Here is a 24,879-nt window from a genome sequence, read left to right on the forward strand (position 1 = left end):
AAGTACTTGGTGATCGCCGCGGTCAGCGTGGTCTTGCCGTGGTCAACGTGGCCGATGGTGCCGATGTTGACGTGCGGTTTCGTGCGTTCGAACTTTGCCTTCGCCATGAAAGCCTCCTGTATCTGTCGTGGACCGCTCCGCCCAGGGGGAGGGCCCGAATGCGGCAAGTGCGCCCCTATTCGGGGCGCACAACGCTTAGGCGTATTTCTTCTGGATCTCGTCCGAGATGTTCTGCGGGACCGGATCGTAGTGGTCGAAGAGCATCGTGAACACCGCCCGGCCCGAGGACATCGAACGCAGGTTGTTGATGTAGCCGAACATGTTGGCCAGCGGCACCATCGCGTTGATCGCGTTGGCGTTGCCGCGGGCTTCCTGGCCGGTCACCATGCCGCGCCGCGAGGTCAGGTCACCGATGATCGAACCGGTGTATTCCTCGGGAGTGACGACTTCCACTTTCATGATCGGCTCGAGCAGCTTCGCGCCGGCCTTCTTCAGGCCTTCACGCATCGCGGCGCGCGAGGCGATCTCGAAGGCGAGAACGCTCGAGTCGACGTCGTGGAACGCACCGTCGATCAGCGCGACCTTGAAGTCGATGACCGGGAAGCCTGCCAGCGGACCCGAGTCCATGACCGACTTGATGCCCTTCTCGACGCCGGGGATGTATTCCTTCGGCACCGAGCCGCCGACGACCTTGGATTCGAACGAGTAGCCCTCGCCCGGTTCGGTCGGGTCGATCATCAGCTTCACGCGCGCGAACTGGCCGGTACCACCGGTCTGCTTCTTGTGCGTGTAGTCGATTTCCGCGGCGCGCGAGATCGTCTCGCGGTAGGCCACCTGCGGGGCACCGATGTTCGCCTCGACCTTGAACTCGCGACGCATGCGGTCGACGAGGATGTCGAGGTGAAGTTCGCCCATGCCCTTCATGATGGTCTGGCCCGACTCGAGGTCGGTCTCGACGCGGAACGACGGGTCTTCGGCAGCCAGGCGCGCCAGGGCGAGGCCCATCTTCTCCTGGTCGGCCTTCGACTTCGGCTCGACGGCGATCTCGATCACCGGTTCCGGGAAGGTCATGGTTTCGAGAACCACGGCATTCGCCGGATCGCAGAGCGTGTCACCGGTGGTGGTCTCTTTCAGACCGGCCAGCGCGATGATGTCGCCCGCGAAGGCTTCCTCGATCTCTTCCCGGTTGATGGCGTGCATCATCATCATCCGGCCGACGCGCTCTTTCCGACCCTTGGTCGAGTTGGTGAGCTGGTCGCCCTTCTTGAGCATGCCCGAGTAGATCCGGGTGAAGGTGAGCGAGCCCACGAAGGGGTCGTTCATGATCTTGAAGGCCAGGCCCGCGAAGGGCTGGTTGTCATCGGCCGAACGGGCGATGTTGCGCTCTTCCGACTCGTCGCCCGGGGCGAAGCCCATGTAGGCGGGCACGTCGAGCGGCGAGGGCAGGTAGTCGATGACGGCGTTCAGCAGCGGCTGCACGCCCTTGTTCTTGAAGGCCGAACCGGCGAGGACCGGAACGAAGGTCATCGAGAGGGTGCCCTTGCGGAGCAGCGAGCGGAGGGTCGCCTCGTCGGGCTCGTTGCCCTCGAGGTACTGCTCCATCGCGTCGTCGTCCATCTCGACGGCGATCTCGATCATGTTCGCGCGCCACTCGTCGGCTTCCGCCTTGAGGGCTTCGCGGATCGGCTGGCGCTTCCAGGAGGCGCCGAGGTCTTCGCCCTCGTACACCCACTCTTCCATCTTCACGAGGTCGATGATGCCTTCCAGCTTGTCCTCGGCGCCGATCGGCAGGGCGATCGGGCACGGGGTCGCACCGGTGCGGTCCTTGATCATCTTGACGCACTTGAAGAAGTCGGCGCCGATCTTGTCCATCTTGTTGACGAACACGATCCGCGGAACCTTGTAGCGGTCAGCCTGACGCCACACGGTTTCGGTCTGGGGCTCGACGCCGGCGTTGGCGTCGAGAAGGCAGACCGCACCATCGAGCACCGCCAGCGAACGTTCGACTTCGATGGTGAAGTCCACGTGTCCGGGGGTGTCGATGATGTTGAAGCGGAACTTGGTGTCCGAAGTGCCTTCAGCCGTCGGATCCTCCTGGCGCTGCCAGAAGGTGGTGGTGGCAGCGGAGGTGATCGTGATGCCACGCTCCTGCTCCTGCTCCATCCAGTCCATGGTCGCGGCGCCGTCGTGGACTTCGCCGATCTTATGGGACTTGCCGGTGTAATACAGGATCCGCTCGGTCGTCGTGGTCTTGCCCGCGTCGATGTGGGCCATGATCCCGAAGTTGCGGTAACGCTGCAGGGGGTAGTCGCGTGCCATTGGGAGGGTCCTCAGGCTGAAAGGTTACCAGCGGTAATGGCTGAACGCTTTGTTCGCGTCGGCCATCTTGTGGGTGTCTTCGCGCTTCTTCACGGCCGAACCGCGCGAGTTCACGGCGTCCAGAAGCTCGCCGGCGAGGCGCTCTTCCATCGTGTTCTCGTTGCGGTTCTTGGCGGCGGTGATCAGCCAGCGGATCGCAAGCGCCTCACGGCGCTCCATGCGAACCTCGACCGGCACCTGGTAGGTGGCGCCGCCGACCCGGCGCGAGCGCACCTCGACCGAGGGCTTCACGTTGTCGAGGGCTTCGTGGAACACCTCGATCGGTTCGCGCTTGAGGCGCGACTGAACGCGGTCGAAGGCCGAGTACACGATGGTCTCGGCGACGGACTTCTTGCCGTCGACCATGAGGTTGTTCATGAACTTGGTGACGACGCGATCGCCGAACTTGGCATCCGGCAGGACTTCGCGTTTTTCTGCTGCGTGACGACGCGACATTTCTCAGTTCCTCACTTCGGACGCTTCGCGCCGTATTTCGAACGGCGTTGACGACGATCTTTGACGCCCTGGGTATCCAGCACACCGCGCAGGATGTGGTAACGGACACCGGGAAGGTCTTTCACGCGGCCGCCACGGATCAGGACCACCGAGTGTTCCTGAAGGTTGTGCTTTTCGCCGGGGATGTAGCTGATGACTTCGAAGCCGTTGGTCAGGCGGACCTTGGCGACCTTCCGCATAGCGGAGTTCGGCTTCTTCGGGGTCGTGGTGTACACACGGGTGCACACGCCGCGTTTCTGCGGGCAGGATTGAAGGTGCTGCGACTTGGAGCGCTGCACCTTGGGCTGCCGCGGTTTGCGGATCAGCTGCTGGATCGTCGGCATAAAGCTCGCCTTCTCGTTGCGGCCCGTTCATCCGCGAGCGTCCGCGCGGCTTCCGGGGGCAGGTAATGTCGATGCGCCTTGCGCGTCCGCAAAACACCAAAACCGCATCCGCCCCCTTCGCGGGGACGACGCGGTGGAATTTCAGAGGATCGGGGTTTTGAGGCCCGGATCTTGACCACTTCTAAATCTGAGATCGGCGGGACGAGCCCGCAGCGATTCCCGCGGACAGAGTTACCCCTGTCCCACGAGTGGGCGCCGTATAGGAGGAGTCGGGGGGGTTGTCAACAGCACCCCCCTGCCCCGCCGGTGCCGGGGGCAGCCCGGACAGGCGTTCCGCGCGCGCCGCCAGCGCGCGTTCGCGCCAGAGCATGAACAGGCCCGAGCCCACCACCACCCCCGCCCCGGCAAGGGTCAGCGCGTTCGGAAGCTGGCCGAAGACAGACCAGCCCAGCAGCAGCCCCCAGAGCATCGCGCTGTAGCGGAACGGCGCGACCACCGCGATCTCGCCGCAGCGCGAGGCGGCGATGACCAGCTGGAAGGCCAGCATGATGAACACCGCCGAGGCCGCGAGCGCCGCCACCTGCCCGGCCGAGACCGGCACCGTCCCCTCAAAGGCCATCCCGCCAAGCGCCAGCCCCATCACCGAGACCGCGGACCAGAAGGTGATGGTCAGCCCGATCGTGGCCTCTGACAGGGCGCGGCTCGACAGGTCGCGCAGCGCCACCGCCAGCATCGCCCCCACGGTGACCAGCGACCAGACGCTGAAGCCCTCGGCCCCCGGCTGCACGATCAGCATCACACCGAGGAAGCCCACCCCGCTGGCCAGCCCGCGGCGCCAGCCGATCGACTCGCCGAAGATCCAGGCCCCGAGCAGCGTCATGGTGATCGGCAGCGACTGCATGATCGCCACCACATTGGCGAAAGGCATCCGCACCAGGGCCGACAGGAACAGCAGCGTCGCCAGAACCTCGCCCAGGCTGCGCAGCACCAGCACCCGCCGGTCGCCGCGCGCCACCCGCAACGGGATGCCCCCGCGCCAGAGCGCGATCGCGCCCAGGAGAAGGAACAGGAAGCAACCGCGGATCGCCAGCGCCTGGAACAGCGGCACCCGCTCGGTCACGAGTTTCACCACCGCGTCATTGGCCCCGAAGAAGGCCATCGCCGCCAGCATCAGGAGGATCCCCCGGCCGTTCTGGGACGCGCGTGTCATGGCCCCGTGGTAGCAGCGGCGCGATGCGACCACCAGTTCAGCCTTTCGGCGGATGGCTTGCCCGCCGCGACGTTCCGCGGCTAGGGTCGCGCAGACCGCCGCCAGCCCGAGATGACCGCCCGTGAAAACCCTCGTCCTGGCCTCGATGATGAACGAGGGCGCCTTCATCGTCGAATGGGTGACCTGGTACCGGATGCTGGGCTTCACCGACATCCTGATCGTCACCAACGACTGCACCGACCGCTCGCCCGCACTGCTCGACGCGCTGGCCGCCGCGGGATGGGTCACGCATCTGCCGCATGTGCTGCCGCCCGACGCGATCCCGCTGCGCGCCAAGCTGCGCCGTGCCGCGCGCCATCCGCTGGTGACGGGGGCGGACTGGATCTTCGTCTGCGACTGCGACGAGTTCCTGGTGATCCACGAGGGCGAGGGGCGGATCACCGACCTGCTGCCCGCCGACGCGCCCTTCCTGGGCATGGCGGTCAACTGGCGGGTCTTCGGCACCTCGGGGCGCGCGCAGCACGAAAGCGGCCTGGTGCACCGCCAGTTCACCCGCTGCGCCTGGCGCTCGCACCCGGCCTCGGCCTGGGTGAAGTCGATCTTCCGGCGGCCCGAGCTGTTCGCGGCGCTCGACGCGCATGGGCCGCAGGGCTACAAGGGTGACGCCCTGCCGTCCGAGCGGTTCTGGGTGAACAGCGACGGCGCGGGCCTGCCGAACTTCACCAAGGGCGGCCCCTACCAGCGCCACACGGCCGAGGGGATGCAGGCTTTCGCCCGCGCGCAGCTCAACCACTACATGATCCGCTCGGACGAGAATTTCGCCCTGAAGCGCGGGACGCTGTCGCCGGCGGCGCTGAAGGACCGCTACACCGACAAGTTCTATGCCCGCTACAACCGCAACGAGGGCGAGGACCTGTCGGCCCTGCGCCATGCGGCGCGCTTCGATGCGCTGCATGCGCAGGCGATGGCGCTGCCCGGGGTGCGGGCGCTGCATCACCTGTGCTGTGCGGATTACATCGCCCGGCTGGCCGCCCGCGCCGGGCGCCGCCCGGAAGAGGACGCGCGCTGGCGGCAGGAAATCGCCGCCGCCACGGCCGCGGACCGCGACGGAGATGCCGCCCCGCCCCGTTGAACCCTGCAAGGACCGGCCGAACCGGTTCGCCTACAGGAGTTCCCCCATGACTGCCCCGCTTTCCCATCCCCGCCGGCTGCTGGCCGGTGCCCTTGCCGTCGGCCTGACGCTGGGCTTCGCCACCGTCGCCTCGTCGCCGGTGCTGGCCGCCGGCGGTCAGCCGGACTGCGCCCATGACAGCCGAAACCCGGCCTGCCAGAAGCCCGGCAACGGCAAGCCCGGCAACGGCAAACCGGCGCAGACCGCACCCGGCCGCGGGGCGGACACGGCCCCCGGCAAGGCCCCCGGCAAGGGCGTCGAGCACCGCTCGGACCGCGCGGCCGAGGTCGCGCATGGGCCGAAGATCGGCGACAACGGCCGCGGCGGTCGCGAGGTGAAGCGCGCCAAGAACGGTCGCCTGCCGGTGCCGCCGGCCCACCAGCACTACCGGGTCATCGACGACAAGGTCGTGCGGGTCGACGACAACACGATGAAGATCGTGGCGATCGTCGGACTGGCCAGCGCGTTGCTGAACAACTGACGGCGCCCCCCAAGAAGCGCGCCCGGAAGAACGAAGAAGGCCCCGCGCGTCGCGCGGGGCCATCCTGTTTCAGCGACCGGTCCGGTCAGCCGCTCAATCGCGGCTTTCCGGGGTCTCGACGAGGCCGAAGGCGTCCTCGTCCATCGCGTAGTCCTCGATCGGGGCCGCGAGCGCCGCAGCGGCCTCGGCTTCCGAGCGACGCTGGTCGATGACGCGCTGGTCGCGATCGGTCGCGATCTTGCGAACGCGGCTGGTCGCGCCACCGGTACCGGCCGGGATCAGGCGGCCGACGATGACGTTCTCTTTCAGGCCGACGAGCTTGTCGCGCTTGCCCTGCACCGACGCCTCGGTCAGCACGCGGGTCGTCTCCTGGAACGACGCCGCCGAGATGAACGAGCGCGTCTGCAGCGAGGCCTTGGTGATCCCGAGCAGCACCGGCTCGCCCGACGCCGGACGGCCCCCGCGGGCTTCGACCTTCGCATTCTCCTCGTCGAATTCCGACTTGTCGATATGCTCGCCCTTGAGGAGCGTGGTCTCGCCCGAGTCGAGGATCTCGATCTTCTGCAGCATCTGCCGCACGATCACCTCGATGTGCTTGTCGTTGATCTTCACGCCCTGCAGTCGGTACACGTCCTGCACTTCGTCGATCAGGTAGTCGGCCAGCGCCTCGATGCCCATGATCCGCAGGATGTCGTGCGGGGCCGGGTTGCCGTCCATGATGTAGTCACCCTTCTGCACGAAGTCGCCTTCCTGCACCGGGATGTGCTTGCCTTTCGGCACCATGTACTCGACGGGCTCGGCGCCCTCCTGCGTCGGCTCGATCGTGATCCGGCGCTTGTTCTTGTAGTCCTTGCCGAAGCGCACGTAGCCGTCCAGCTCGGCGATGATCGCGTGGTCCTTCGGACGACGGGCCTCGAACAGTTCCGCCACGCGGGGAAGACCCCCGGTGATGTCCTTGGTCCGGGCACCCTCGCGCGGGATACGCGCCACCACGTCGCCGGCCTTCACGTCCTGACCGTCCTCGACCGACAGAATGGCGTCGACCGACATCGGGTAGGAGATCGGGTTGCCCTGATCGTTGCGCAGCGGTTCGCCCGACTCCGGATCCATCAGGATGATTTCCGGCTTCAGCTCGTTGCCCTTCGGCGCGGTCCGCCAGTCGATGACGATCTTCTGGGTCATGCCCGTGGCTTCGTCGGTCTCGTCGCGCACGGCGATGCCCGAGATCAGGTCCACGAACTTCGCCACACCGGCCTTCTCGGCGATGATCGGCAGGGTGTAGGGGTCCCATTCGAACAGCTTGGCGCCGCGTTTGACCGCCTGACCTTCCTTGACGAAGATCTTGGTGCCGTAGCCGACCTTGTGGCTCGCCCGTTCCTGACCGACCTCGTCGACGATCACGACCTGCATGTTCCGGCCCATGACGATCTGGTCGCCGTTGGCGGCTTCCAGAAGGTTCGGGTTGCGGAACTCGATCTTGCCCTCTTGCGAGGCTTCGAGGAACGACTGCTGGCCACCTTGGGCGATGCCGCCGATGTGGAAGGTCCGCATCGTCAGCTGGGTGCCCGGTTCACCGATCGACTGCGCCGCGATGATGCCCACCGCTTCGCCCTGGTTGACCAGCGTGCCGCGTGCAAGGTCGCGGCCATAGCACATGGCGCAGACACCCTCTTCGGCTTCGCAGGTCAGCGCCGAGCGGATGCGCACGGACGCGACGCCGGCGGCTTCCACCGCATCGGCCTTGCGCTCGTCGATCAGCTCGTTCTTGCGCACCAGCACCTCGTCGGTGCCCGGAACCATGACGTCATCGGCCGAGACACGGCCGAGGATGCGTTCCGACAGCGGCGAGACGACTTCACCGTCGTTGACCGCGGCCGAGGCCGTGATCGCGCGTTCGGTGCCGCAGTCGTGCATGCGGATGATGCAGTCCTGCGCCACGTCGACGAGACGACGGGTGAGGTAGCCCGAGTTCGCGGTCTTCAGCGCGGTATCCGCAAGGCCCTTCCGGGCGCCGTGGGTCGAGTTGAAGTATTCGAGAACGGTCAGGCCTTCCTTGAAGTTCGAGATGATCGGCGTCTCGATGATCTCGCCCGACGGCTTGGCCATGAGGCCGCGCATCCCGCCCAGCTGCTTCATCTGCGCCGGCGAACCCCGCGCCCCCGAGTGGGACATCATGTAGACCGAGTTCGGCTCGAGCTCGGCCCCGGCATCGTCCTTACGGACCGCCGAGATCTCCTTCATCATCTCGGCCGCGACCGCGTCCGAGCATTTCGACCAGGCGTCGACGACCTTGTTGTACTTTTCGCCCTGGGTGATCAGGCCGTCCATGTACTGCTGTTCGAATTCCTTCACCTGGTCGCGGACGTCGTTGACGATCGTCCACTTGGTGTCCGGAATGACCATGTCGTCCTTGCCGAACGAGATCCCGGCCTTGAAGGCTTCGCGGAAGCCCAGAGCCATGATCTGGTCGCAGAAGATGACCGACTCCTTCTGGCCGCAGTAGCGGTAGACGGTGTCGATGACGTTCTGCACGTCCTTCTTCCGCAGAAGACGGTTCACCAGCTCGAACGGAGCTTTCGCGTTCAGCGGCAGCAGCGCGCCCAGACGGACCCGGCCCGGCGTGGTGTCGAAGCGGATCACCACCTCGTTGCCCTCGCCGTCGATCTGCTTCACGCGGCAGGTGATCTTGGCATGCAGATGCACGGCGCCGGCGTTCAGCGCGTGTTCCACTTCCTCGACCGAGCCGAAGGCCATGCCTTCGCCGACCATGCCCTCGCGTTGCATCGAGGTGTAGTAGAGGCCCAGAACCATGTCCTGCGACGGAACGATGATCGGCGCGCCGTTGGCGGGCGACAGAACGTTGTTCGTCGACATCATCAGGACGCGGGCTTCCAGCTGCGCTTCCAGCGACAGCGGGACGTGCACGGCCATCTGGTCGCCGTCGAAGTCGGCGTTGAAGGCCGAGCAGACCAGCGGGTGCAGCTGGATCGCCTTGCCTTCGATCAGCGTCGGCTCGAAGGCCTGGATGCCCAGACGGTGCAGCGTCGGCGCGCGGTTCAGCAGGACCGGGTGTTCGCGGATGACCTCATCCAGGATGTCCCAGACCTCGGGGCGCTCTTTCTCGACCAGCTTCTTCGCCTGCTTCACGGTGCTCGAAAGCCCTTTGGCCTCGAGACGCGAGTAGATGAAGGGCTTGAACAGCTCGAGCGCCATCTTCTTCGGCAGGCCGCACTGGTGCAGCTTCAGCTCGGGCCCGGTCACGATGACCGAACGGCCCGAGAAGTCGACGCGCTTGCCCAGAAGGTTCTGACGGAAGCGGCCCTGTTTGCCCTTGAGCATGTCCGACAGCGACTTCAGCGGACGCTTGTTGGCGCCGGTGATGACGCGGCCGCGACGGCCGTTGTCGAAGAGCGCGTCGACCGATTCCTGCAGCATCCGCTTTTCGTTGCGCACGATGATGTCGGGCGCGCGAAGCTCGATCAGGCGCTTCAGGCGGTTGTTGCGGTTGATGACGCGACGATAGAGGTCGTTCAGGTCGGACGTGGCGAAGCGGCCGCCGTCCAGCGGGACCAGCGGGCGCAGTTCCGGCGGGATGACCGGGATCACGGTCAGCACCATCCACTCGGGCCGGTTGCCCGACTCGAGGAACGACTCGACGATCTTCAGACGCTTGATGATCTTCTTCGGCTTCAGCTCGCCCGTGGCCTCCTTCAGATCCTCGCGGAGCTGTTCGGCTGTGGCTTCCAGGTCGATGCCGGCCAGCATCTCGCGGATCGCTTCCGCGCCGATGTTGGCGGTGAAGGCGTCGGCGCCGTACTGGTCCTGCGCGTCGAGGAATTCTTCCTCGGTCAGAAGCTGGCCGTAGGTGAGGTCGGTCAGGCCCGGCTCGATGACGACGTAGTGTTCGAAGTATAGGATGCGCTCAAGATCGCGCAGCGTCATGTCGAGCATCAGGCCGATGCGGCTCGGCAGCGACTTCAGGAACCAGATGTGCGCGACCGGCGCGGCCAGCTCGATATGGCCCATGCGTTCGCGGCGCACCTTCTGCAGCGTGACTTCCACGCCGCATTTCTCGCAGACGACGCCGCGATACTTCATGCGCTTGTACTTGCCGCAGAGGCACTCGTAGTCCTTGATCGGGCCGAAGATCCGGGCGCAGAACAGGCCGTCGCGCTCGGGCTTGAAGGTCCGGTAGTTGATCGTCTCGGGCTTTTTGATCTCGCCGTAGGACCACGACAGGATCCGCTCGGGCGAAGCGAGCGAGATCTTGATCTCGTCGAACTGCTTCGGCGCCGCCAGCGGGTTGAACGGGTTGGTGGTGAGTTCCTGGTTCATAGGAGCTTCCTAATCAGAAATTGGCAGGGGGCGAGGGGCAACGGGCCGCCGGACCCCGAAGGGTCCGGCCGGGCGGGTTGCCTTATTCCTCGCCCTCCGCATCCAGGAGTTCCATGTTGAGGCCGAGGCCCCGAACTTCCTTGACGAGAACGTTGAACGATTCCGGCACGCCGGCTTCGAAGTTGTCCTCGCCCTTCACGATCGACTCGTAGACCTTGGTCCGGCCGGCCACGTCGTCCGACTTCACCGTCAGCATCTCCTGCAGGGTGTAGGCGGCGCCGTAGGCTTCCAGAGCCCAGACCTCCATCTCCCCGAAGCGCTGACCGCCGAACTGCGCCTTGCCGCCCAGCGGCTGCTGGGTGACGAGGCTGTACGGGCCCGTCGAACGCGCGTGGATCTTGTCGTCGACAAGGTGGTGCAGCTTCAGCAGGTACTTCATCCCCACCGTCACCTTCCGCGCGAACTGCTCGCCGGTGCGGCCGTCGAACAGAACGGACTGGCCGCTCTCGTCGAAGCCGGCGCGGCGCAGCGCGTCGTTCACGTCGGGCTCCTTGGCGCCGTCGAAGACCGGGGTCGCGATCGGCACGCCCTTGCGCACGGCCGCCGCGCGCTCGAGCATGTCGTCGTCACCCATCTCGGCGAAGGCTTCCTGATAGACGTCCTCGCCATAGCCGTGGCGCAGGGCTTCCTTGACCGGGGTCATGTCGCCGTTGCGCTTGTAGCCTTCGAGGGCCTCGTCGATCTTGATGCCAAGGCCGCGCGCGGCCCAGCCCATGTGGGTCTCGAGGATCTGGCCGACGTTCATCCGCGACGGCACGCCCAGCGGGTTGAGGCACATGTCGACCGTGGTGCCGTCCGCGAGGAACGGCATGTCTTCCACGGGGACCACGCGCGAGACGACGCCCTTGTTGCCGTGACGGCCGGCCATCTTGTCGCCCGGCTGCAGCTTGCGCTTCACCGCGACGAACACCTTGACCGACTTCATCACGCCCGGAGGCAGATCGTCGCCGCGGCGGACCTTCTCGACCTTGTCCTCGAACCGGTGATCGAGGGCGCGCTTCTGCACCTCGAACTGGCCGTTCAGGGCCTCGACCTGCTGCGCGTCCAGCTCTTCGCCAAGCGCCAGCTGCCACCACTGGCCACGCGACAGCGTCTCCAGCAGCTCTTCGGTGATCTCGGTGCCGGCCTTGATGCCCTTGGGACCCTTCACCGCGGTCTTGCCGAGGATCATGCCCTTCAGACGCGCGTAGATGTTGCGCTCGAGGATCGTCAGCTCGTCGTCCCGGTCACGGGCCAGACGTTCGACTTCCTCGCGCTCGATCTGCAGCGCACGCTCGTCCTTGTCGACGCCGTGACGGTTGAAGACCCGCACTTCCACGACCGTGCCGTAGTCGCCCGGGGGCAGACGCAGCGAGGTGTCGCGCACGTCCGAGGCCTTTTCACCGAAGATGGCGCGCAGAAGCTTTTCTTCCGGCGTCATCGGGCTTTCGCCCTTCGGGGTGATCTTGCCGACGAGGATGTCGCCCGGACCCACTTCCGCACCGATGTAGACGATGCCGGCCTCGTCGAGGTTGCGCAGGGCTTCCTCGCCGACGTTCGGGATGTCGCGGGTGATCTCTTCCGGACCCAGCTTGGTGTCGCGGGCCGAGACCTCGTATTCCTCGATGTGGATCGAGGTGAACACGTCGTCCTTGACGATGCGTTCCGAGATCAGGATCGAGTCCTCGTAGTTGTAGCCGTTCCACGGCATGAAGGCGACGCAGACGTTCTTGCCGAGCGCCAGTTCCCCCATGTCGGTCGACGGACCGTCGGCGATCACCTCGCCCTTGCCGATCTTGTCACCCACCTTCACCAGAGGCTTCTGGTTGATGCAGGTGTTCTGGTTCGAGCGCTGGAACTTGCGCAGACGGTAGATGTCCACGCCGGCATCGCCGATTTCCAGGTCTTCGGTCGCGCGGATAACGATCCGGGTGGCGTCCACCTGGTCGATGATGCCGCCACGGCGCGCCATGATCGCCGCACCCGAGTCACGGGCGACGATCGCCTCGATTCCGGTTCCGACATAGGGCGCGTCGGCCTGCAGCAGCGGAACCGCCTGACGCTGCATGTTCGAGCCCATCAGCGCGCGGTTGGCGTCGTCGTTTTCCAGGAACGGAATGAGCGAGGCCGCGACCGACACCAGCTGCTTCGGCGAGACGTCGATCAGGTCGACCGCGTCCGGCGGGTTCAGCATGAATTCGCCAGCCTGGCGCGACGAGATCAGGTCGCTGGTGAAGCGGCCTTCGGCGTCGAGCGTCGCGTTCGCCTGGGCGACCGTGTGGCGCATCTCTTCGGTCGCCGACATGTATTGCACGTCGTCGGTGACCTTGCCGTCGATGACCTTCCGGTAGGGGGTCTCGATGAAGCCGTACTTGTTCACGCGGGCGAAGGTTGCCAGCGAGTTGATCAGACCGATGTTCGGGCCTTCCGGCGTTTCGATCGGGCACATCCGGCCGTAGTGGGTCGGGTGGACGTCGCGAACCTCGAAGCCCGCACGCTCGCGGGTCAGACCGCCCGGGCCAAGCGCCGAGAGACGGCGCTTGTGGGTCACTTCCGACAGCGGGTTGGTCTGGTCCATGAACTGCGACAGCTGCGACGAGCCGAAGAATTCACGAACGGCAGCGGCGGCCGGTTTCGCGTTGATCAGATCCTGCGGCATGACCGTGTCGATCTCGACCGAGGACATGCGTTCCTTGATCGCGCGCTCCATGCGGAGCAGGCCGACGCGGTACTGGTTCTCCATCAGCTCGCCGACCGAGCGCACCCGGCGGTTGCCGAGGTGGTCGATGTCGTCGATCTCGCCCTTGCCGTCGCGCAGTTCGACCAGCGCCTTGATGCAGCTGATGATGTCGGCGTGACGCAGGGTGCGCTGGGTGTCTGGCGCGTCGAGGTCAAGGCGCATGTTCATCTTGACCCGGCCCACGGCGGACAGGTCATAGCGCTCGCTGTCGAAGAACAGCGAGTTGAACAGCGTGGTCGCGGCTTCGACGGTCGGCGGCTCGCCCGGGCGCATGACGCGGTAGATGTCCATGAGCGCGCCGTCGCGGCCCATGTTCTTGTCCGCGGCCATCGTGTTGCGGATGTAGGGACCGACGTTGACGTTGTCGATGTCGAGCACCGGGATGTCGGTCACGCCGTTGTCCAGCAGGACCTTGACGGTGCCGCCGTTCATCTCGCCGTCGCGGTCGTAGGTCGCGGTCAGCTCGTCGCCGGCCTCGACATAGATCGCGCCGGTGTCCTCGTTGATGATGTCCTTGGCGACATAGCGGCCGAGGATGTGCTCGAAGGGCACCAGCAGTTCGGTGACCTTGGCCTCGTCGATCAGCTTCTTGACCATGCGCGGCGTCATCTTGTCGCCGGCCTTGCAGATGATCTCGCCGGTGGCGGCATCCACGAGGTCATAGGTCGGGCGGGTGCCACGCACGCGCTCGGGGAAGAACTTGGTCACCCAGCCGCGGTTCTTCATGTATTTGAAGGACACGGTCTTGTAGTAGGCATCCATGATGCCTTCCTGGTCCAGGCCCAGCGCGTAGAGCAGGGTCGTGACCGGCAGCTTCCGGCGGCGGTCGATCCGCGCGAAGACGATGTCCTTGGCGTCGAACTCGAAGTCCAGCCACGAGCCGCGGTAGGGAATGATGCGGCAGGCGAACAGCAGCTTGCCCGACGAGTGGGTCTTGCCCTTGTCGTGGTCGAAGAACACGCCCGGCGAACGGTGCATCTGGCTCACGATGACCCGTTCGGTGCCGTTCACGATGAACGTACCGTTGTGCGTCATCAGGGGCATGTCGCCCATGTAGACGTCCTGTTCCTTGATGTCCTTGACCGACTTGGCCCCGGTGTCCTCGTCGATATCGAAGACGATCAGGCGGAGCGTGACCTTCAGCGGGGCGCTGTAGGTCATGTCGCGGGCCTGGCACTCTTCCACGTCGTATTTCGGCTTCTCGAGCTCGTATTTCACGAATTCGAGGATCGCGTTCTCGTTGAAGTCCTTGATCGGGAAGACCGACTGGAAGACGCCCTTGATGCCTTCGCCATCGGCGGCGATCGGGCCGTCACCGGACTTCAGGAACAGGTCGTAGGACGACTTCTGGACCTCGATGAGGTTCGGCATGTCCAGGACTTCCCGGATCTTGCCGAAATACCTGCGGATGCGCTTTTGGCCAACGTAGCTCTGAGCCATGCTCGTCGTCACCTTTCGTCATTCTCTGTCGCGCCAGTCCGTCGGGGCCACGGTCCTGTCGCCGAATGAAGGGGGGAGGGTCCAATTCCCGCGATCCGTCCCACCGGACCGCACCCGAACCCTGTTCCGCGCCTTGGGAAAGACCCACCGGATCCTTGCCAAGAAGCGTTCCCCTTGTTGGAACGGCTTTGGCCGGGCCCGGGAAATCCCGGACCCAGCCTTTTCTCAGAAGATCGGATGCAAGCGCATCCGGCTCGATTACTTGAGCTCGACTTTCGCGCCGGCTTCTTCGAGTTTCTTCTTGATCTCTTCGGCTTCGGTCTTCGGAGCGCCTTCCTTGACCTTGCCACCGGCTTCGACCAGATCCTTGGCTTCTTTCAGGCCCAGACCGGTGATCGCGCGGACTTCCTTGATCACGTTGATCTTGTTGGCGCCAGCTTCGACCAGAACGACGTCGAAGTCGGTCTTTTCTTCTTCAGCCGGGCCAGCAGCGGCAGCCGGACCAGCCATCATGACGGCGCCGCCAGCGGCCGGCTCGATGCCGTATTCGTCTTTCAGGATGGTTTTCAGTTCTTGCGCCTGGAGCAGGGTCAGGTTGACGATTTGCTCGGCGAGTGCTTTCAGATCAGCCATTTGGTTTTCCGTTCGTTAAGATGGGGTCCGACGTTCGGGGATCAACCCTACGCAGACAATCGGTTGCTCACGCGGCTTCGCGTTCCTCGAGGGTCGAGAGAATGCCGGCGATGTTCGAAGCAGGCGCGCCGATCGCACCGGCGATGTTCGAGGCAGGGGCGCCGATGCAGCCGACGATCGAAGCAATGAGCTCCTCACGCGACGGCATCTGGGCCACGACCTTCACACCGGCCGGGTCAAGCGCCGTGCCACCCATGGTGCCGCCCAGAATGACGAATTTCTCGTTCTTCTTGGCATAGGCATCCGAGACCTTCGCCGCAGCGACGGGGTCTTCGGAATAGGCGAACACGGTCATGCCCTTCAGGAGGTCGCCCATGCTTTCGCCGGGCTTTCCTTCAAGGGCGATCTTGGCGAGCTTGTTCTTGGCGACGCGCACGGACCCGCCAACGGCACGCATCTCTGCGCGAAGGTCCTGCATCTGAGCAACTGTCATGCCTTCGTAGTGGGCAACCACCACGACGCCAGAGCTTTCGAAGATCTGGCCGAGTTCCTCGACCACTTTCTCTTTCTGGGCTCTATCCACAGTTTTCTCCAAGGTTGGGGGTTTCCCCCCGGCTCAATTGCATCGGGACTATCGCCCCGACGAAGGGGTCCTTACGGGTCCTTCCCAATTCGCCCCCTGGAACCTTGCGGAACGGAGAGAATGTTCATTTCCCGTCTCAGGCCGGATTTCCGGGACGTTGCGATCCCCACCAGCCGTCTCGGACGAATCGCCTGACCTCCCGCAACCAGTCGCGGGTGGCAGACCGGCGGTTGATTAAGTGGTTTGGCCGGGAAAGGGAAGCCCCCGCGACACGGATCGCGGCAGAAACCTTGCCCGCATAACTCCACAACGCTCGCAGCCGGCAAGCAAGCCGTGGTCGGCCTGTCGGTCGACCCTGCCCTGCATCGGAACGTCCCGCAACGGTCGCGGCGGCCGGAAGGGTTGCCCCCTGCCCGCCCGGCGGGACACGGCAACACGCAGGTTCGACCGCCGAAGGGCGCGGCGGGGTCGCGCGGGACCTGTCACCCTCAGCTCGGCATCGGAGCACCGGTAGCGATGTGCGGCGCGGCGGCGAGTGTGACGGGGGAGGGCAAAACGAAAACGGGCAGGCTCGCGCCTGCCCGTTTCCCATTCACGAGGACTGCGCCTCAGGCGTTGGCGGTCGACGCCAGGTCGAGCGACACGCCCGGGCCCATGGTCGACGAGACCGAGACCTTCTTGACGTAGGTGCCCTTGGCCCCGGCCGGCTTGGCGCGGGTCACGGCTTCCACGAAGGCGCGGATGTTCTCGGCGAGCTTGGCATCGTCGAACGAGACCTTGCCGACGCCGCCGTGGATCACGCCGGCCTTCTCGACCTTGAACTGGACTTCGCCGCCCTTGGCGTTGCCCACGGCTTGCGCCACGTCCATGGTCACAGTGCCGACCTTCGGGTTCGGCATCAGGTTGCGCGGGCCGAGGATCTTACCCAGACGGCCGACCAGCGGCATCATGTCCGGGGTGGCGATGCAGCGATCGAACTCGATCTTGCCGCCCTGGATGGTTTCCAGCAGGTCTTCCGCGCCGACGATGTCGGCACCGGCGGCCTTGGCTTCGTCAGCCTTGGCACCGCGGGCGAAGACGGCGACGCGGACGGTCTTGCCCGTGCCGTTCGGCAGGGTGACGACGCCGCGGACCATCTGGTCGGCGTGACGCGGATCGACGCCGAGGTTCATCGCGATCTCGACGGTCTCGTCGAATTTCGCGGTGGCGGCGGTCTTGATCAGCTTGACGGCATCCTCGACGGTGAGGTTCGCCTTGCCCTCGAACTGGGCGCGGGCAGCCGTGGTACGTTTACCGTGCTTGGCCATGATTAACCCTTCACCTCGATACCGATCGACTTCGCCGAGCCGAGGATGATCTGCATCGCGGCTTCGATGTCGTTCGCCGAGAGATCTTTCATCTTCGCTTCGGCGATCTGACGCACCTGGGCGGCGGTCACGGTGCCCGCGACTTCACGACCCGGCTTGACCGACCCTTTCGGGCGGTTGCGCTTGCCGACCGGCTTCAGACCGGCGGCCTTTTTCAGGAAGTAGGAGGCCGGCGAGGTCTTCATCTCGAAGGTGAAGGACTTGTCGGCATAGTAGGTGATGACGGTCGGGACCGGCGCACCCTGCTCCATCTCCTGCGTGCGAGCGTTGAACTCTTTGCAGAAGGCCATGATGTTGATGCCGCGCTGACCCAGCGCAGGACCGATCGGCGGGGAGGGGTTGGCTTGCCCCGCCTTGACTTGCAGCTTCAGCTGCCCAACGACTTTCTTGGCCATGTGGCCTCTCCTTTGTCACCGGCCCGCCGGCCCGAAGGTCCGGCCAGGCTTGGTTTAGCGGTCCGGTCCGGCGGCCCGAAAGCCCCCTCGCCTCCCGCGGCTCACACCTCAGGCGCCCTTGGACACCTGGGTGAATTCCAGCTCGACCGGCGTCGGCCGGCCGAAGATCGACACCGTCACCTTCAGGCGGTTCGAGGACTCGTCGACCTCTTCCACCATGCCGGTGAAGCCCTCGAACGGGCCGTCGGCAACCTTGACCTGCTCGCCGATCTCGAAGCGGATCAGGTTGCGCGGCTGCGCCTCGCCTTCCTCGACCCGGTTCAGGATCGCGTTCACCTCGGCATCGCGCATCGGCATCGGCTTGCCCTGGGGGCCCAGGAAGCCGGTGACGCGGTTGATCGAGACGATCGCGTGATAGGCACGGTCGGTCATGTCCATCCGCACGAGCACGTAGCCCGGCATGAAGCGACGTTCCGAGGTGACCTTCTTGCCGCGGCGGATCTCGATGACCTCTTCCGTCGGCACCAGGACTTCCTCGATCTCGTCACCGAGATTCTTTTCGGCGACGGCGGACCGGATCGCCTCGGCGACCTTCTTCTCGAAGTTCGAGAGGACGCTCACCGAATACCAACGCTTCGCCATTCCGCCTTACCCCGTCTTTCCGACCCTGATGCGGCCGGCTCTTACAGTCTTTCCGGGCTGGTTCCCGGCCACGTCGCCTGCCCGGTCACAAAGCAAAACGGCACGCATCTCGCGAATCGATGCGCGCCGGACCGGAAAGGTTTGCGCGTCTTAGCGTCGGGGACCTGCCATTGCAAGCCCGCCACCCCGTCCCGCCACCGCGGCCTTGGGGTTCAGCCGAAGAGGCCGAGCACCGCGGTCAGGCCCGAGCGGATCGCCAGATCGACGAGGAAGAAGAAGACCGACGCCAGCGACGCCATCACCAGTACCATGACCGTGGTCAGGCCGACTTCGCGGCGCGTGGGCCAGGCGATCTTGCCGACCTCGGTACGCACCTGCTGAATGAACTGGAACGGATTCGCCATTTGGTCCTCACTCTCCGCACGACGGGGCCGCAAGGCCCCATGCACCGGCTGCCGATACTTGGTCGGGCGCGGGATTTCAAGTTCGATAGCGGTGCGACACCGGCGCCGAACGCCGGACCCGTTCCGCAAGGATGCGGTCGAAGGGATCGGGAAGGTCGTCGGGCGGGGCCTGACGCAGCCGCAGCACCCGTGCCAGCCGTGCGGCCAGCGCCTCGCGCAGGCTCGGCAGGGCCAGCGGCAGCACCAGCAGCACCGCCACCGCGATCGCCAGCGGCATCTGCTCGGGGCGGAGGAAGTACGTGATGACCGCAATCGCCAGCGACAGCACGCAGGCCGCGACCAGCGCCAGCTTCTCGACCGAGACCAGCGCCCGCGCCTCTGCCTGGGCGGCGGTGCGCCGGGCCAGCGCCGCACCCCGGCTTTCGACCAGCAGGGTGACCGCGGGCATCTCCTCGTCATGCTTGCGAACGTCGAACTCGGCCTTGGGCAGGCTGCGCCGGCTCATCAGCCGCAGTCCGCAGACCACCGCGACCAGCAGCGCGAGGACGACCATCACCGCCTTCTGCTCTTCGATCAGCGCGGCAAGCACCCGCTGGGCGATGTCGCGCAATTCTGGCGAGAGCATCTTTTCGGCGCTGCTCTGCCAGGCGATGCCCTCGTGCGGGGCGCGGCTCTGCACCATGGCCATGCCAAACCAGCCCAGCGCGGCGACCGAGACGAGACGGGCCCAGACCGGACCCGTGAAGAAGAAGAGCACAACACGCATCACCAGCCTCCCACGCAGCTGTCTGGGGCCATAGAGCGCGCCAATTGAGACAACCCTTTGGCGATTGCTGGATAAATTCGGGAGAATGCTGCGGCAGCGCGGCGCGGGGCCTGCGCCCGGAAACACGAAGGGCCGCCGGTGCGATGACCGCGGCCCTGAAAGCAGAGTAGTGGCAGCCCGTAGGGGAGTCGAACCCCTCTTCCCAGGTTGAAAACCTGGTGTCCTAACCGATAGACGAACGGGCCACTTTCACTGTTCCGCCGGCGTTTCGCTGACCGCGTCGCTGGCGTGGGGCGGTGTTTAGGCGAGCCCGCCGCGACTCGCAAGAGACTTTTTCATCTTTCGTCACCTTTCCTTTGCGTCAGCCTAAACGCGCCGGAAATCATGCCCTTGCAGCATCCTCGAGCCGCATCTGCACGCGCGAGCGTCCCTGCCAGCGGTTAATCTCCAGCCGCCCCGCCAGATGGAAGCGCATCCCGCCGTGTTCGGACAGCAGCGGGCCCAGAGGCGTGCCAAAGGCGCCGAAGCAGACCGCCTCGACCGTGGGGCCCGTCGCCTCGCCGAAGCCGACGCGCAGGTGGTTCTCGCCCATCTTGCGGACCGAGCGGATCGCCATCGTCGAGAAGGCGAAGCGTGGCGCCGGCGCGCCCTGCCCGAAGGGGCCGGCGCGTTCCAGATCGGCCAGCAGCTCGAGCGTGCAGGCCCCGGGCATCAGCAGCCCGTCCACCCGCAGGTCGGCCGCGCCGCCCTGCCCCGCGCCCTGCTTGGCCAGAAGCTCGGCCAGACGCTCCATCGCCGGGTCCAGCCGCTCGGTCGCGACGGTCAGGCCCGCGGCCATCCGGTGCCCGCCGCCGCGGATCAGCAGCCCCTCGGAGGCGACGCGGTGGATCGAGGCGCCCAGATCGACCCCCGCCACCGACCGGCCCGAGCCCTTGCCCTCGGCCCCGTCGAGGCCGATCACCACCGCCGGGCGGTTCGTGGCCTCTTTCAAACGCGCCGCGACGATGCCGACGACGCCCGGGTGCCAGCCCTCGGCCGCGGCCCAGACCAGGGGCGCGTCGAGCCCCCGCGCCTCGGCCTGCGCCAGCGCCGCCTCGCGCACCCGGTTCTCGATCTCGCGCCGCTCGGTGTTCAGCTTGTCCAGCCGCTCGGCCAGCGCCGCGGCCTCGTGCGGGTCCTGCGTCGCCAGAAGCCGCGCGCCCAGATCGGCCATGCCGATGCGCCCGCCGGCGTTGATCCGCGGCCCCAACAGGAACCCCAGATGATAGGCGGTGGGTTCGCTGTCCATCCGCGCCACGTCCGACAGCGCGGTGATGCCGGGCCGCTCGCGCCGCGCCATCACCTTCAGCCCCTGCCGCACCAGCGCCCGGTTGACCCCGGTCAGCGGCGCCACGTCCGCTACCGTCGCCAGCGCGACCAGATCGAGAAGCGCCATCAGGTCGGGCCCGGCGATGCCGTCGGCCCGCAGCTGGCGGTTCGCCTCGACCAGCATGAGGAACACGACCGAGGCCGCGCAGAGATGGCCCAGCTCGCCGCCTTCGTCCTGCCGGTTCGGGTTCACCACCGCCACCGCCTGCGGCAGCGTCTCGCCGCCGAGGTGATGGTCGAGCACGACCACATCCGCCCCCTCCGCCGCCGCCGCCGCCAGCGGCTCGTGCGAAAGCGTGCCGCAGTCGACGCAGACGATCAGCCGGTGGCCCTGCGCAAGCTTGGTCATCGCCGGCACGTTCGGGCCATAGCCCTCGTCGATGCGGTCGGGGATATACAGCGTCGCGTCATGGCCCATCGCCCGCAGCCAGACCAGCAGCAGCGCGCCCGAGGCCCCCCCGTCCACGTCGTAATCGGCAAAGACCGCGATCCGCTCGCGGTCGCGCAGCGCCTTCAGGAACCGCCCCACCGCCGGGCCCATGTCGCGCAGCCCCATCGGGTCGGGCAGCAGGTCCTTCAGCCGCGGCTCGAGAAACACAGGCACCTCGGCGGCCGAGACGCCGCGCCCGGCGAGGATCCGCGCCAGCGGCATCGGCACCTGCGTCTCCTGCACCAGCGCCTCGGCCTGGCGTTCGATCTCGGGCGCGGGGCCGACCCAGCGGCGACCGGTGGCGGAGGAGGAGACGTTGAGGAAATCAGCCATGCCCCACCTCTGCCCTGCCCCCGCGCGCGGTGCAAGCGGGACGGGCGGTCTCAGGCGCCGAAGGCCGGGTGATAGGCGACCACACCCTGCGGGACCGGCCCGGCAAAGGCGATGTGCAAGAAGTAGCGGGCCGGCGCGGCGGGGTAGCGCAACCGCGGGTCCGCCAGAAAGCCGAAGCGGGTGTAATAGTCGGGGTCGCCCAGCACCACGCAGCCCGCGGCGCCGCCGGCGCGGAGGCGTTCCAGCCCCGCCGCGACCAGCCGCCCGCCGATGCCGCGGCGCTGATGCTCCGGCGCGACCGACAGCGGGCCAAGGCCCAGCCAACCAAGGTCCTGCCCGTTGATGAGCACCGGCGAGAAGGCGACATGGCACAGCACCTGCCCGGCCTCTTCGGCGACCAGCGACAGGGTCAGCGCCCCCGCGTCGCGCAGGGCATCGGGAATGGCGGCCTCGGTGCCCGAGGCATGGGGCGCCCCCGCAAAGGCGGCCGCGGTCACGCTGCGGATCGCCGCGGCATCGGCGGGGGCCTCGGGGCGCAGGATCATCGGATCGGGTTGCGGTAGATCATCCGCCGCACCGACCCGGTCTTCGAGCGCATCAGGATCGTCTCGGTAGTCAGGAACCCCGGCTCGCGCTTCACGCCCTGCACGATCGAGCCGGTGGTGACCCCGGTCGCCGCGAAGATCACGTCCGAGGTCACGAGGTCGTCGCGGGCATAGACCCGGTTCAGGTCGCGCAGCCCGGCCTGCTTCGCCCGCGCCCGCTCGGCATCGTTGCGGAAGATCAGGCGTCCCCAGATCTGCCCGCCCATGCATTTCAGCGCCGAGGCCGCCAGCACCCCCTCGGGCGCCCCGCCCGAACCCATGTAGATGTCGATGCCGGTCACCGCCGCTTCGGCGCAATGGATGACGCCCGCCACGTCGCCATCGGTGATCAGCCGGATCGCGGCGCCGGTCGCGCGCAACTCGGCGATCATCTCCTCGTGGCGCGGGCGTTCGAGCACGCAGACCGTTACGTCGCAGGGCCGGACGCCCTTGGCTTTCGCCAGCGCCGCGACCCGCTCGGTCGGGCTCATCTCGAGGCTGACGAGACCCTCGGGATAGCCCGGGCCGATCGCCAGCTTCTCCATGTAGACGTCGGGGGCGTGCAGCAGCGTGCCGCGCGGCGCCATGGCGATCACCGACAGCGCGTTCGGCATGTCCTTGGCGGTCAGCGTGGCGCCCTCCAGCGGATCGAGCGCGATGTCGACCTCGGGCCCCGAGCCGGTCCCGACCTCTTCGCCGATGCACAGGATCGGCGCCTCGTCGCGCTCGCCCTCGCCGATCACCACCACGCCGCGGATGTCGAGCATGTTCAGCTGTTCGCGCATGGCGCCCGCGGCGGCAAGATCGGCGGCCTTCTCGTCGCCCCGGCCGATCAGCGCGGCCGACGCCTGGGCCGCGGCCTCGGACACGCGGGCAAGGCCCAGCGACAGCATCCGGTCATTGAAATCGATCGTCTTTGCCATGGCGGCACCCGGGAATTTGCCTTGGGTCCAGCCTAAGCCCAGCTTGGTAACAGGCACAAGGCTGAGGGGACCGGGCTGCGGGGACCGGGCTGGCAGGACGAGAGACAGGCTGGACGGGCGTTCAGGCCGGATCGTGGCAGACGATGCAAAGCTTGTTGCCGTCCGGGTCGCGCAGGTAGGCGCCGTAGTAGTCGGGATGATACTGCCGGCGCAGGCCCGGCGCGCCCTCGTCGCGGCCCCCGGCGGCAAGGCCCGCGGCATGGGCGCGGTCGACCGTCGGGCGGTCGGGGGCCAGAAGGCCCAGCATCCCGCCGTTGCCGGGCGCGGCTTCGGCGCCGTCGAAGGGGGCCATCAGGATCAGGAGCGGTCGCCCGCCCGCCGCGGGCTGCCAGATCCGCCAGCCCGCCGCCGGATCGGCCGGGCGCAGCCGGTGGCCCAGCAGCGCCATCACCGGATCCCAGAAGCGCGCGGCGCGGTCGAGGTCGTTGGTGCCGAGGGTGACGTGGCTGATCAACCCCGGCGCTCTCCCCGCTCAGACCTGCTCGATGCGCAGCGCGACCGGCTTGCCGGTGACGACCCCGGTGCCCATCACGCCCTCGCAGGCGGTGGCGATCGCGTCGGGGGTGGTCTTGTGGGTCACGATCAGCACCGGGGCGGTGGTGTCCTCGTGGCCATACTGGCGCATGCGGCTGATCGAGACGCCGGCATCGCCCAGCACCGAAGCGATCTTCGCCAGCGCGCCCGGCTTGTCGATCAGTTCGAGCCGCAGGTAATAGGCCGCCGCGCCCGAGGCATTGGCCGCCACCGGCTGCGAAAGGCTGGTCGCCGGCTGGCCGAAGGTCGACATCCGCGAGCCGCGGGCGATCTCGATCACGTCGGCCATGACGGCCGAGGCCGTCGGCCCCTCGCCCGCGCCGGCGCCGCGCAGCACGATCTGGCCGACGCTGTCGCCTTCCAGCACGACCATGTTGGTGCCGCCCTGAAGCTGGCCCAGCGGGCTGTCGGCCGGCACGAGGCAGGGCGACATGCGCTGTTCCAGCCCGCGGCCGGTCTGCTGCGCCACGCCCAGAAGCTTGATGCGATAGCCCATGTCGCCGGCGCGGCGGATGTCGTCGATCGAGATCCGGTCGATGCCTTCCAGCGCCACCGCGTCGAAGCTGACCTTGGTGCCGAAGGCGATCGCGGCCAGAAGGCTCAGCTTGTGGCCGGCGTCGATGCCGCCGATGTCCAGCGTCGGGTCGGCTTCCAGATAGCCCAGCGCCCGGGCTTCCTCGAAGACCGTCTCATAGGGCAGGCCCGCGCTTTCCATCCGGGTCAGGATGTAGTTGCAGGTGCCGTTCATCACGCCCATCACCCGGGTGATCCGGTTGGCGGCCAGACCTTCGGTCAGCGCCTTGATCACCGGGATGCCGCCGGCGACCGCGGCCTCGAAGCGGATCACCGCGCCCGCGGCCTCGGCGGCCTCGGCCAGCGCCTGGCCGGAATGGGCGAGCAGCGCCTTGTTGGCGCTGACCACGTCATGGCCCGCGGCGATCGCGGCCTCGGTCGCGGCCTTGGCCGGGCCGTCATGGCCGCCCATCACCTCGATGAAAACGTCGATGTCGCCGCGGCGGGCCAGCGCCACCGGATCGGTTTCCCAGGCATAGGCCGAAAGGTCGACGCCGCGGTCCTTGTTCGGATCGCGGGCCGAGACGGCGGTGATCTCGACGGGGCGGCCGGCGCGCTTGGCGATCAGATCGGCATGGCGCTGGACGATCTTGACCACGCCGATGCCTACGGTGCCAAGGCCGGCAATGCCGAGGCGCAGGGGATCGGTCATGGAAAGCTCCTGAAGGTCT

The 24,879-nt window shown here is 66.9% G+C and carries 21 protein-coding genes and 1 tRNA gene; 2 read left to right on the forward strand and 20 right to left on the reverse strand.

Annotation, left to right across the window (positions count from 1 at the left end):
- The 5 genes from V8J36_RS17915 to V8J36_RS17935 all read right to left on the reverse strand — a co-directional run.
- Positions 1-107, reverse strand: a 107-nt coding sequence (locus V8J36_RS17915) for a GTP-binding protein (RefSeq protein WP_318339134.1), incomplete at its 3' end; no start/stop codon positions are given.
- Positions 108-195: 88 nt separating this feature from the next.
- On the reverse strand, positions 196-2,319 hold the full coding sequence (fusA, locus tag V8J36_RS17920) for an elongation factor G (RefSeq protein WP_336468687.1): 2,124 nt from the start codon (positions 2,317-2,319) through the stop codon (positions 196-198).
- A 24-nt stretch (positions 2,320-2,343) separates the two neighbouring features.
- Positions 2,344-2,814: a 30S ribosomal protein S7 gene (rpsG, locus tag V8J36_RS17925; protein ID WP_336460462.1), complete on the reverse strand. Its 471-nt coding sequence runs from the start codon at positions 2,812-2,814 to the stop codon at positions 2,344-2,346.
- A gap of 11 nt (positions 2,815-2,825) precedes the next feature.
- Positions 2,826-3,197 carry a 30S ribosomal protein S12 gene (gene rpsL / locus V8J36_RS17930; RefSeq protein ID WP_010399029.1) on the reverse strand — a complete coding sequence of 124 codons (372 nt, stop codon included), beginning with the start codon at positions 3,195-3,197 and terminating at the stop codon, positions 2,826-2,828.
- Positions 3,198-3,378: 181 nt separating this feature from the next.
- Positions 3,379-4,407, reverse strand: a complete 1,029-nt coding sequence (locus V8J36_RS17935; protein ID WP_336468688.1) for a DMT family transporter — start codon at positions 4,405-4,407, stop codon at positions 3,379-3,381.
- 121 nt (positions 4,408-4,528) lie between these two features.
- Here V8J36_RS17935 and V8J36_RS17940 point away from each other — a divergent pair, with 121 nt between their 5' ends.
- Both V8J36_RS17940 and V8J36_RS17945 read left to right on the forward strand, forming a co-directional pair.
- Entirely contained in the window at positions 4,529-5,539 is a 1,011-nt protein-coding gene (locus V8J36_RS17940; protein ID WP_336468689.1) for a glycosyltransferase family 2 protein, read from the forward strand.
- 46 nt (positions 5,540-5,585) lie between these two features.
- A complete protein-coding gene (locus V8J36_RS17945; protein WP_336468690.1) occupies positions 5,586-6,059 on the forward strand; it encodes a hypothetical protein in 474 nt (157 codons plus the stop codon).
- 93 nt (positions 6,060-6,152) lie between these two features.
- On the opposite strand, the gene rpoC is transcribed toward V8J36_RS17945, so the two are convergent.
- The 15 genes from rpoC to V8J36_RS18020 form a co-directional block, all read right to left on the reverse strand.
- A complete protein-coding gene (rpoC, locus tag V8J36_RS17950) occupies positions 6,153-10,394 on the reverse strand; it encodes a DNA-directed RNA polymerase subunit beta' (RefSeq protein ID WP_336468691.1) in 4,242 nt (1,413 codons plus the stop codon).
- 82 nt (positions 10,395-10,476) lie between these two features.
- Positions 10,477-14,613 (reverse strand): DNA-directed RNA polymerase subunit beta, encoded by a 4,137-nt coding sequence (gene rpoB, locus V8J36_RS17955; protein ID WP_336468692.1) that lies wholly within the window; start codon positions 14,611-14,613, stop codon positions 10,477-10,479.
- Positions 14,614-14,871: 258 nt separating this feature from the next.
- Positions 14,872-15,246 (reverse strand): 50S ribosomal protein L7/L12, encoded by a 375-nt coding sequence (gene rplL, locus V8J36_RS17960; RefSeq protein ID WP_336468693.1) that lies wholly within the window; start codon positions 15,244-15,246, stop codon positions 14,872-14,874.
- A 67-nt stretch (positions 15,247-15,313) separates the two neighbouring features.
- A complete protein-coding gene (gene rplJ, locus V8J36_RS17965) occupies positions 15,314-15,829 on the reverse strand; it encodes a 50S ribosomal protein L10 (protein ID WP_336468694.1) in 516 nt (171 codons plus the stop codon).
- Between the two features lie 608 nt (positions 15,830-16,437).
- Positions 16,438-17,136 (reverse strand): 50S ribosomal protein L1, encoded by a 699-nt coding sequence (gene rplA / locus V8J36_RS17970; protein WP_336468695.1) that lies wholly within the window; start codon positions 17,134-17,136, stop codon positions 16,438-16,440.
- Between the two features lie 2 nt (positions 17,137-17,138).
- A complete protein-coding gene (gene rplK / locus V8J36_RS17975; RefSeq protein ID WP_336468696.1) occupies positions 17,139-17,591 on the reverse strand; it encodes a 50S ribosomal protein L11 in 453 nt (150 codons plus the stop codon).
- A gap of 108 nt (positions 17,592-17,699) precedes the next feature.
- Positions 17,700-18,233 carry a transcription termination/antitermination protein NusG gene (gene nusG, locus V8J36_RS17980; RefSeq protein ID WP_336468697.1) on the reverse strand — a complete coding sequence of 178 codons (534 nt, stop codon included), beginning with the start codon at positions 18,231-18,233 and terminating at the stop codon, positions 17,700-17,702.
- A gap of 212 nt (positions 18,234-18,445) precedes the next feature.
- Positions 18,446-18,637, reverse strand: a complete 192-nt coding sequence (secE, locus tag V8J36_RS17985; protein ID WP_336468698.1) for a preprotein translocase subunit SecE — start codon at positions 18,635-18,637, stop codon at positions 18,446-18,448.
- 76 nt (positions 18,638-18,713) lie between these two features.
- A complete protein-coding gene (locus V8J36_RS17990; RefSeq protein ID WP_336468699.1) occupies positions 18,714-19,403 on the reverse strand; it encodes a hypothetical protein in 690 nt (229 codons plus the stop codon).
- Positions 19,404-19,573: 170 nt separating this feature from the next.
- Positions 19,574-19,648, reverse strand: a tRNA-Glu gene (locus V8J36_RS17995).
- Positions 19,649-19,785: 137 nt separating this feature from the next.
- The gene (recJ, locus tag V8J36_RS18000; protein ID WP_336468700.1) at positions 19,786-21,534 is read right to left on the reverse strand and encodes a single-stranded-DNA-specific exonuclease RecJ; all 1,749 of its coding nucleotides are present in this window, start codon (positions 21,532-21,534) and stop codon (positions 19,786-19,788) included.
- A 50-nt stretch (positions 21,535-21,584) separates the two neighbouring features.
- On the reverse strand, positions 21,585-22,079 hold the full coding sequence (locus V8J36_RS18005) for a GNAT family N-acetyltransferase (protein ID WP_336468701.1): 495 nt from the start codon (positions 22,077-22,079) through the stop codon (positions 21,585-21,587).
- On the reverse strand, positions 22,076-23,041 hold the full coding sequence (gene glpX, locus V8J36_RS18010; protein ID WP_336468702.1) for a class II fructose-bisphosphatase: 966 nt from the start codon (positions 23,039-23,041) through the stop codon (positions 22,076-22,078). The genes V8J36_RS18005 and glpX overlap by 4 nt, the downstream gene beginning before the upstream one ends.
- Positions 23,042-23,162: 121 nt before the next feature.
- The gene (locus V8J36_RS18015; protein WP_336468703.1) at positions 23,163-23,555 is read right to left on the reverse strand and encodes a VOC family protein; all 393 of its coding nucleotides are present in this window, start codon (positions 23,553-23,555) and stop codon (positions 23,163-23,165) included.
- 18 nt (positions 23,556-23,573) lie between these two features.
- Positions 23,574-24,860 (reverse strand): homoserine dehydrogenase, encoded by a 1,287-nt coding sequence (locus V8J36_RS18020; protein ID WP_336468704.1) that lies wholly within the window; start codon positions 24,858-24,860, stop codon positions 23,574-23,576.
- Positions 24,861-24,879 lie beyond the last annotated feature (19 nt).

Origin of the sequence: Frigidibacter sp. MR17.14 (assembly GCF_037095735.1) — a bacterium.
GTDB lineage: Bacteria > Pseudomonadota > Alphaproteobacteria > Rhodobacterales > Rhodobacteraceae > Frigidibacter.

Bases quoted from the DNA above. Each gene is read 5' to 3' on its own strand.
- rplA (WP_336468695.1), bottom strand. From the start codon at position 17,136: ATGGCCAAGCACGGTAAACGTACCACGGCTGCCCGCGCCCAGTTCGAG.
- recJ (WP_336468700.1), bottom strand. From the start codon at position 21,534: ATGGCTGATTTCCTCAACGTCTCCTCCTCCGCCACCGGTCGCCGCTGG.
- V8J36_RS17935 (WP_336468688.1), bottom strand. From the start codon at position 4,407: ATGACACGCGCGTCCCAGAACGGCCGGGGGATCCTCCTGATGCTGGCG.
- V8J36_RS18005 (WP_336468701.1), bottom strand. From the start codon at position 22,079: ATGATCCTGCGCCCCGAGGCCCCCGCCGATGCCGCGGCGATCCGCAGC.
- rpsL (WP_010399029.1), bottom strand. From the start codon at position 3,197: ATGCCGACGATCCAGCAGCTGATCCGCAAACCGCGGCAGCCCAAGGTG.
- rplK (WP_336468696.1), bottom strand. From the start codon at position 17,591: ATGGCCAAGAAAGTCGTTGGGCAGCTGAAGCTGCAAGTCAAGGCGGGG.
- nusG (WP_336468697.1), bottom strand. From the start codon at position 18,233: ATGGCGAAGCGTTGGTATTCGGTGAGCGTCCTCTCGAACTTCGAGAAG.
- rpoB (WP_336468692.1), bottom strand. From the start codon at position 14,613: ATGGCTCAGAGCTACGTTGGCCAAAAGCGCATCCGCAGGTATTTCGGC.
- rpsG (WP_336460462.1), bottom strand. From the start codon at position 2,814: ATGTCGCGTCGTCACGCAGCAGAAAAACGCGAAGTCCTGCCGGATGCC.
- V8J36_RS17990 (WP_336468699.1), bottom strand. From the start codon at position 19,403: ATGCGTGTTGTGCTCTTCTTCTTCACGGGTCCGGTCTGGGCCCGTCTC.
- rplL (WP_336468693.1), bottom strand. From the start codon at position 15,246: ATGGCTGATCTGAAAGCACTCGCCGAGCAAATCGTCAACCTGACCCTG.
- V8J36_RS17945 (WP_336468690.1), top strand. From the start codon at position 5,586: ATGACTGCCCCGCTTTCCCATCCCCGCCGGCTGCTGGCCGGTGCCCTT.
- glpX (WP_336468702.1), bottom strand. From the start codon at position 23,041: ATGGCAAAGACGATCGATTTCAATGACCGGATGCTGTCGCTGGGCCTT.
- rpoC (WP_336468691.1), bottom strand. From the start codon at position 10,394: ATGAACCAGGAACTCACCACCAACCCGTTCAACCCGCTGGCGGCGCCG.
- secE (WP_336468698.1), bottom strand. From the start codon at position 18,637: ATGGCGAATCCGTTCCAGTTCATTCAGCAGGTGCGTACCGAGGTCGGC.
- V8J36_RS18020 (WP_336468704.1), bottom strand. From the start codon at position 24,860: ATGACCGATCCCCTGCGCCTCGGCATTGCCGGCCTTGGCACCGTAGGC.
- fusA (WP_336468687.1), bottom strand. From the start codon at position 2,319: ATGGCACGCGACTACCCCCTGCAGCGTTACCGCAACTTCGGGATCATG.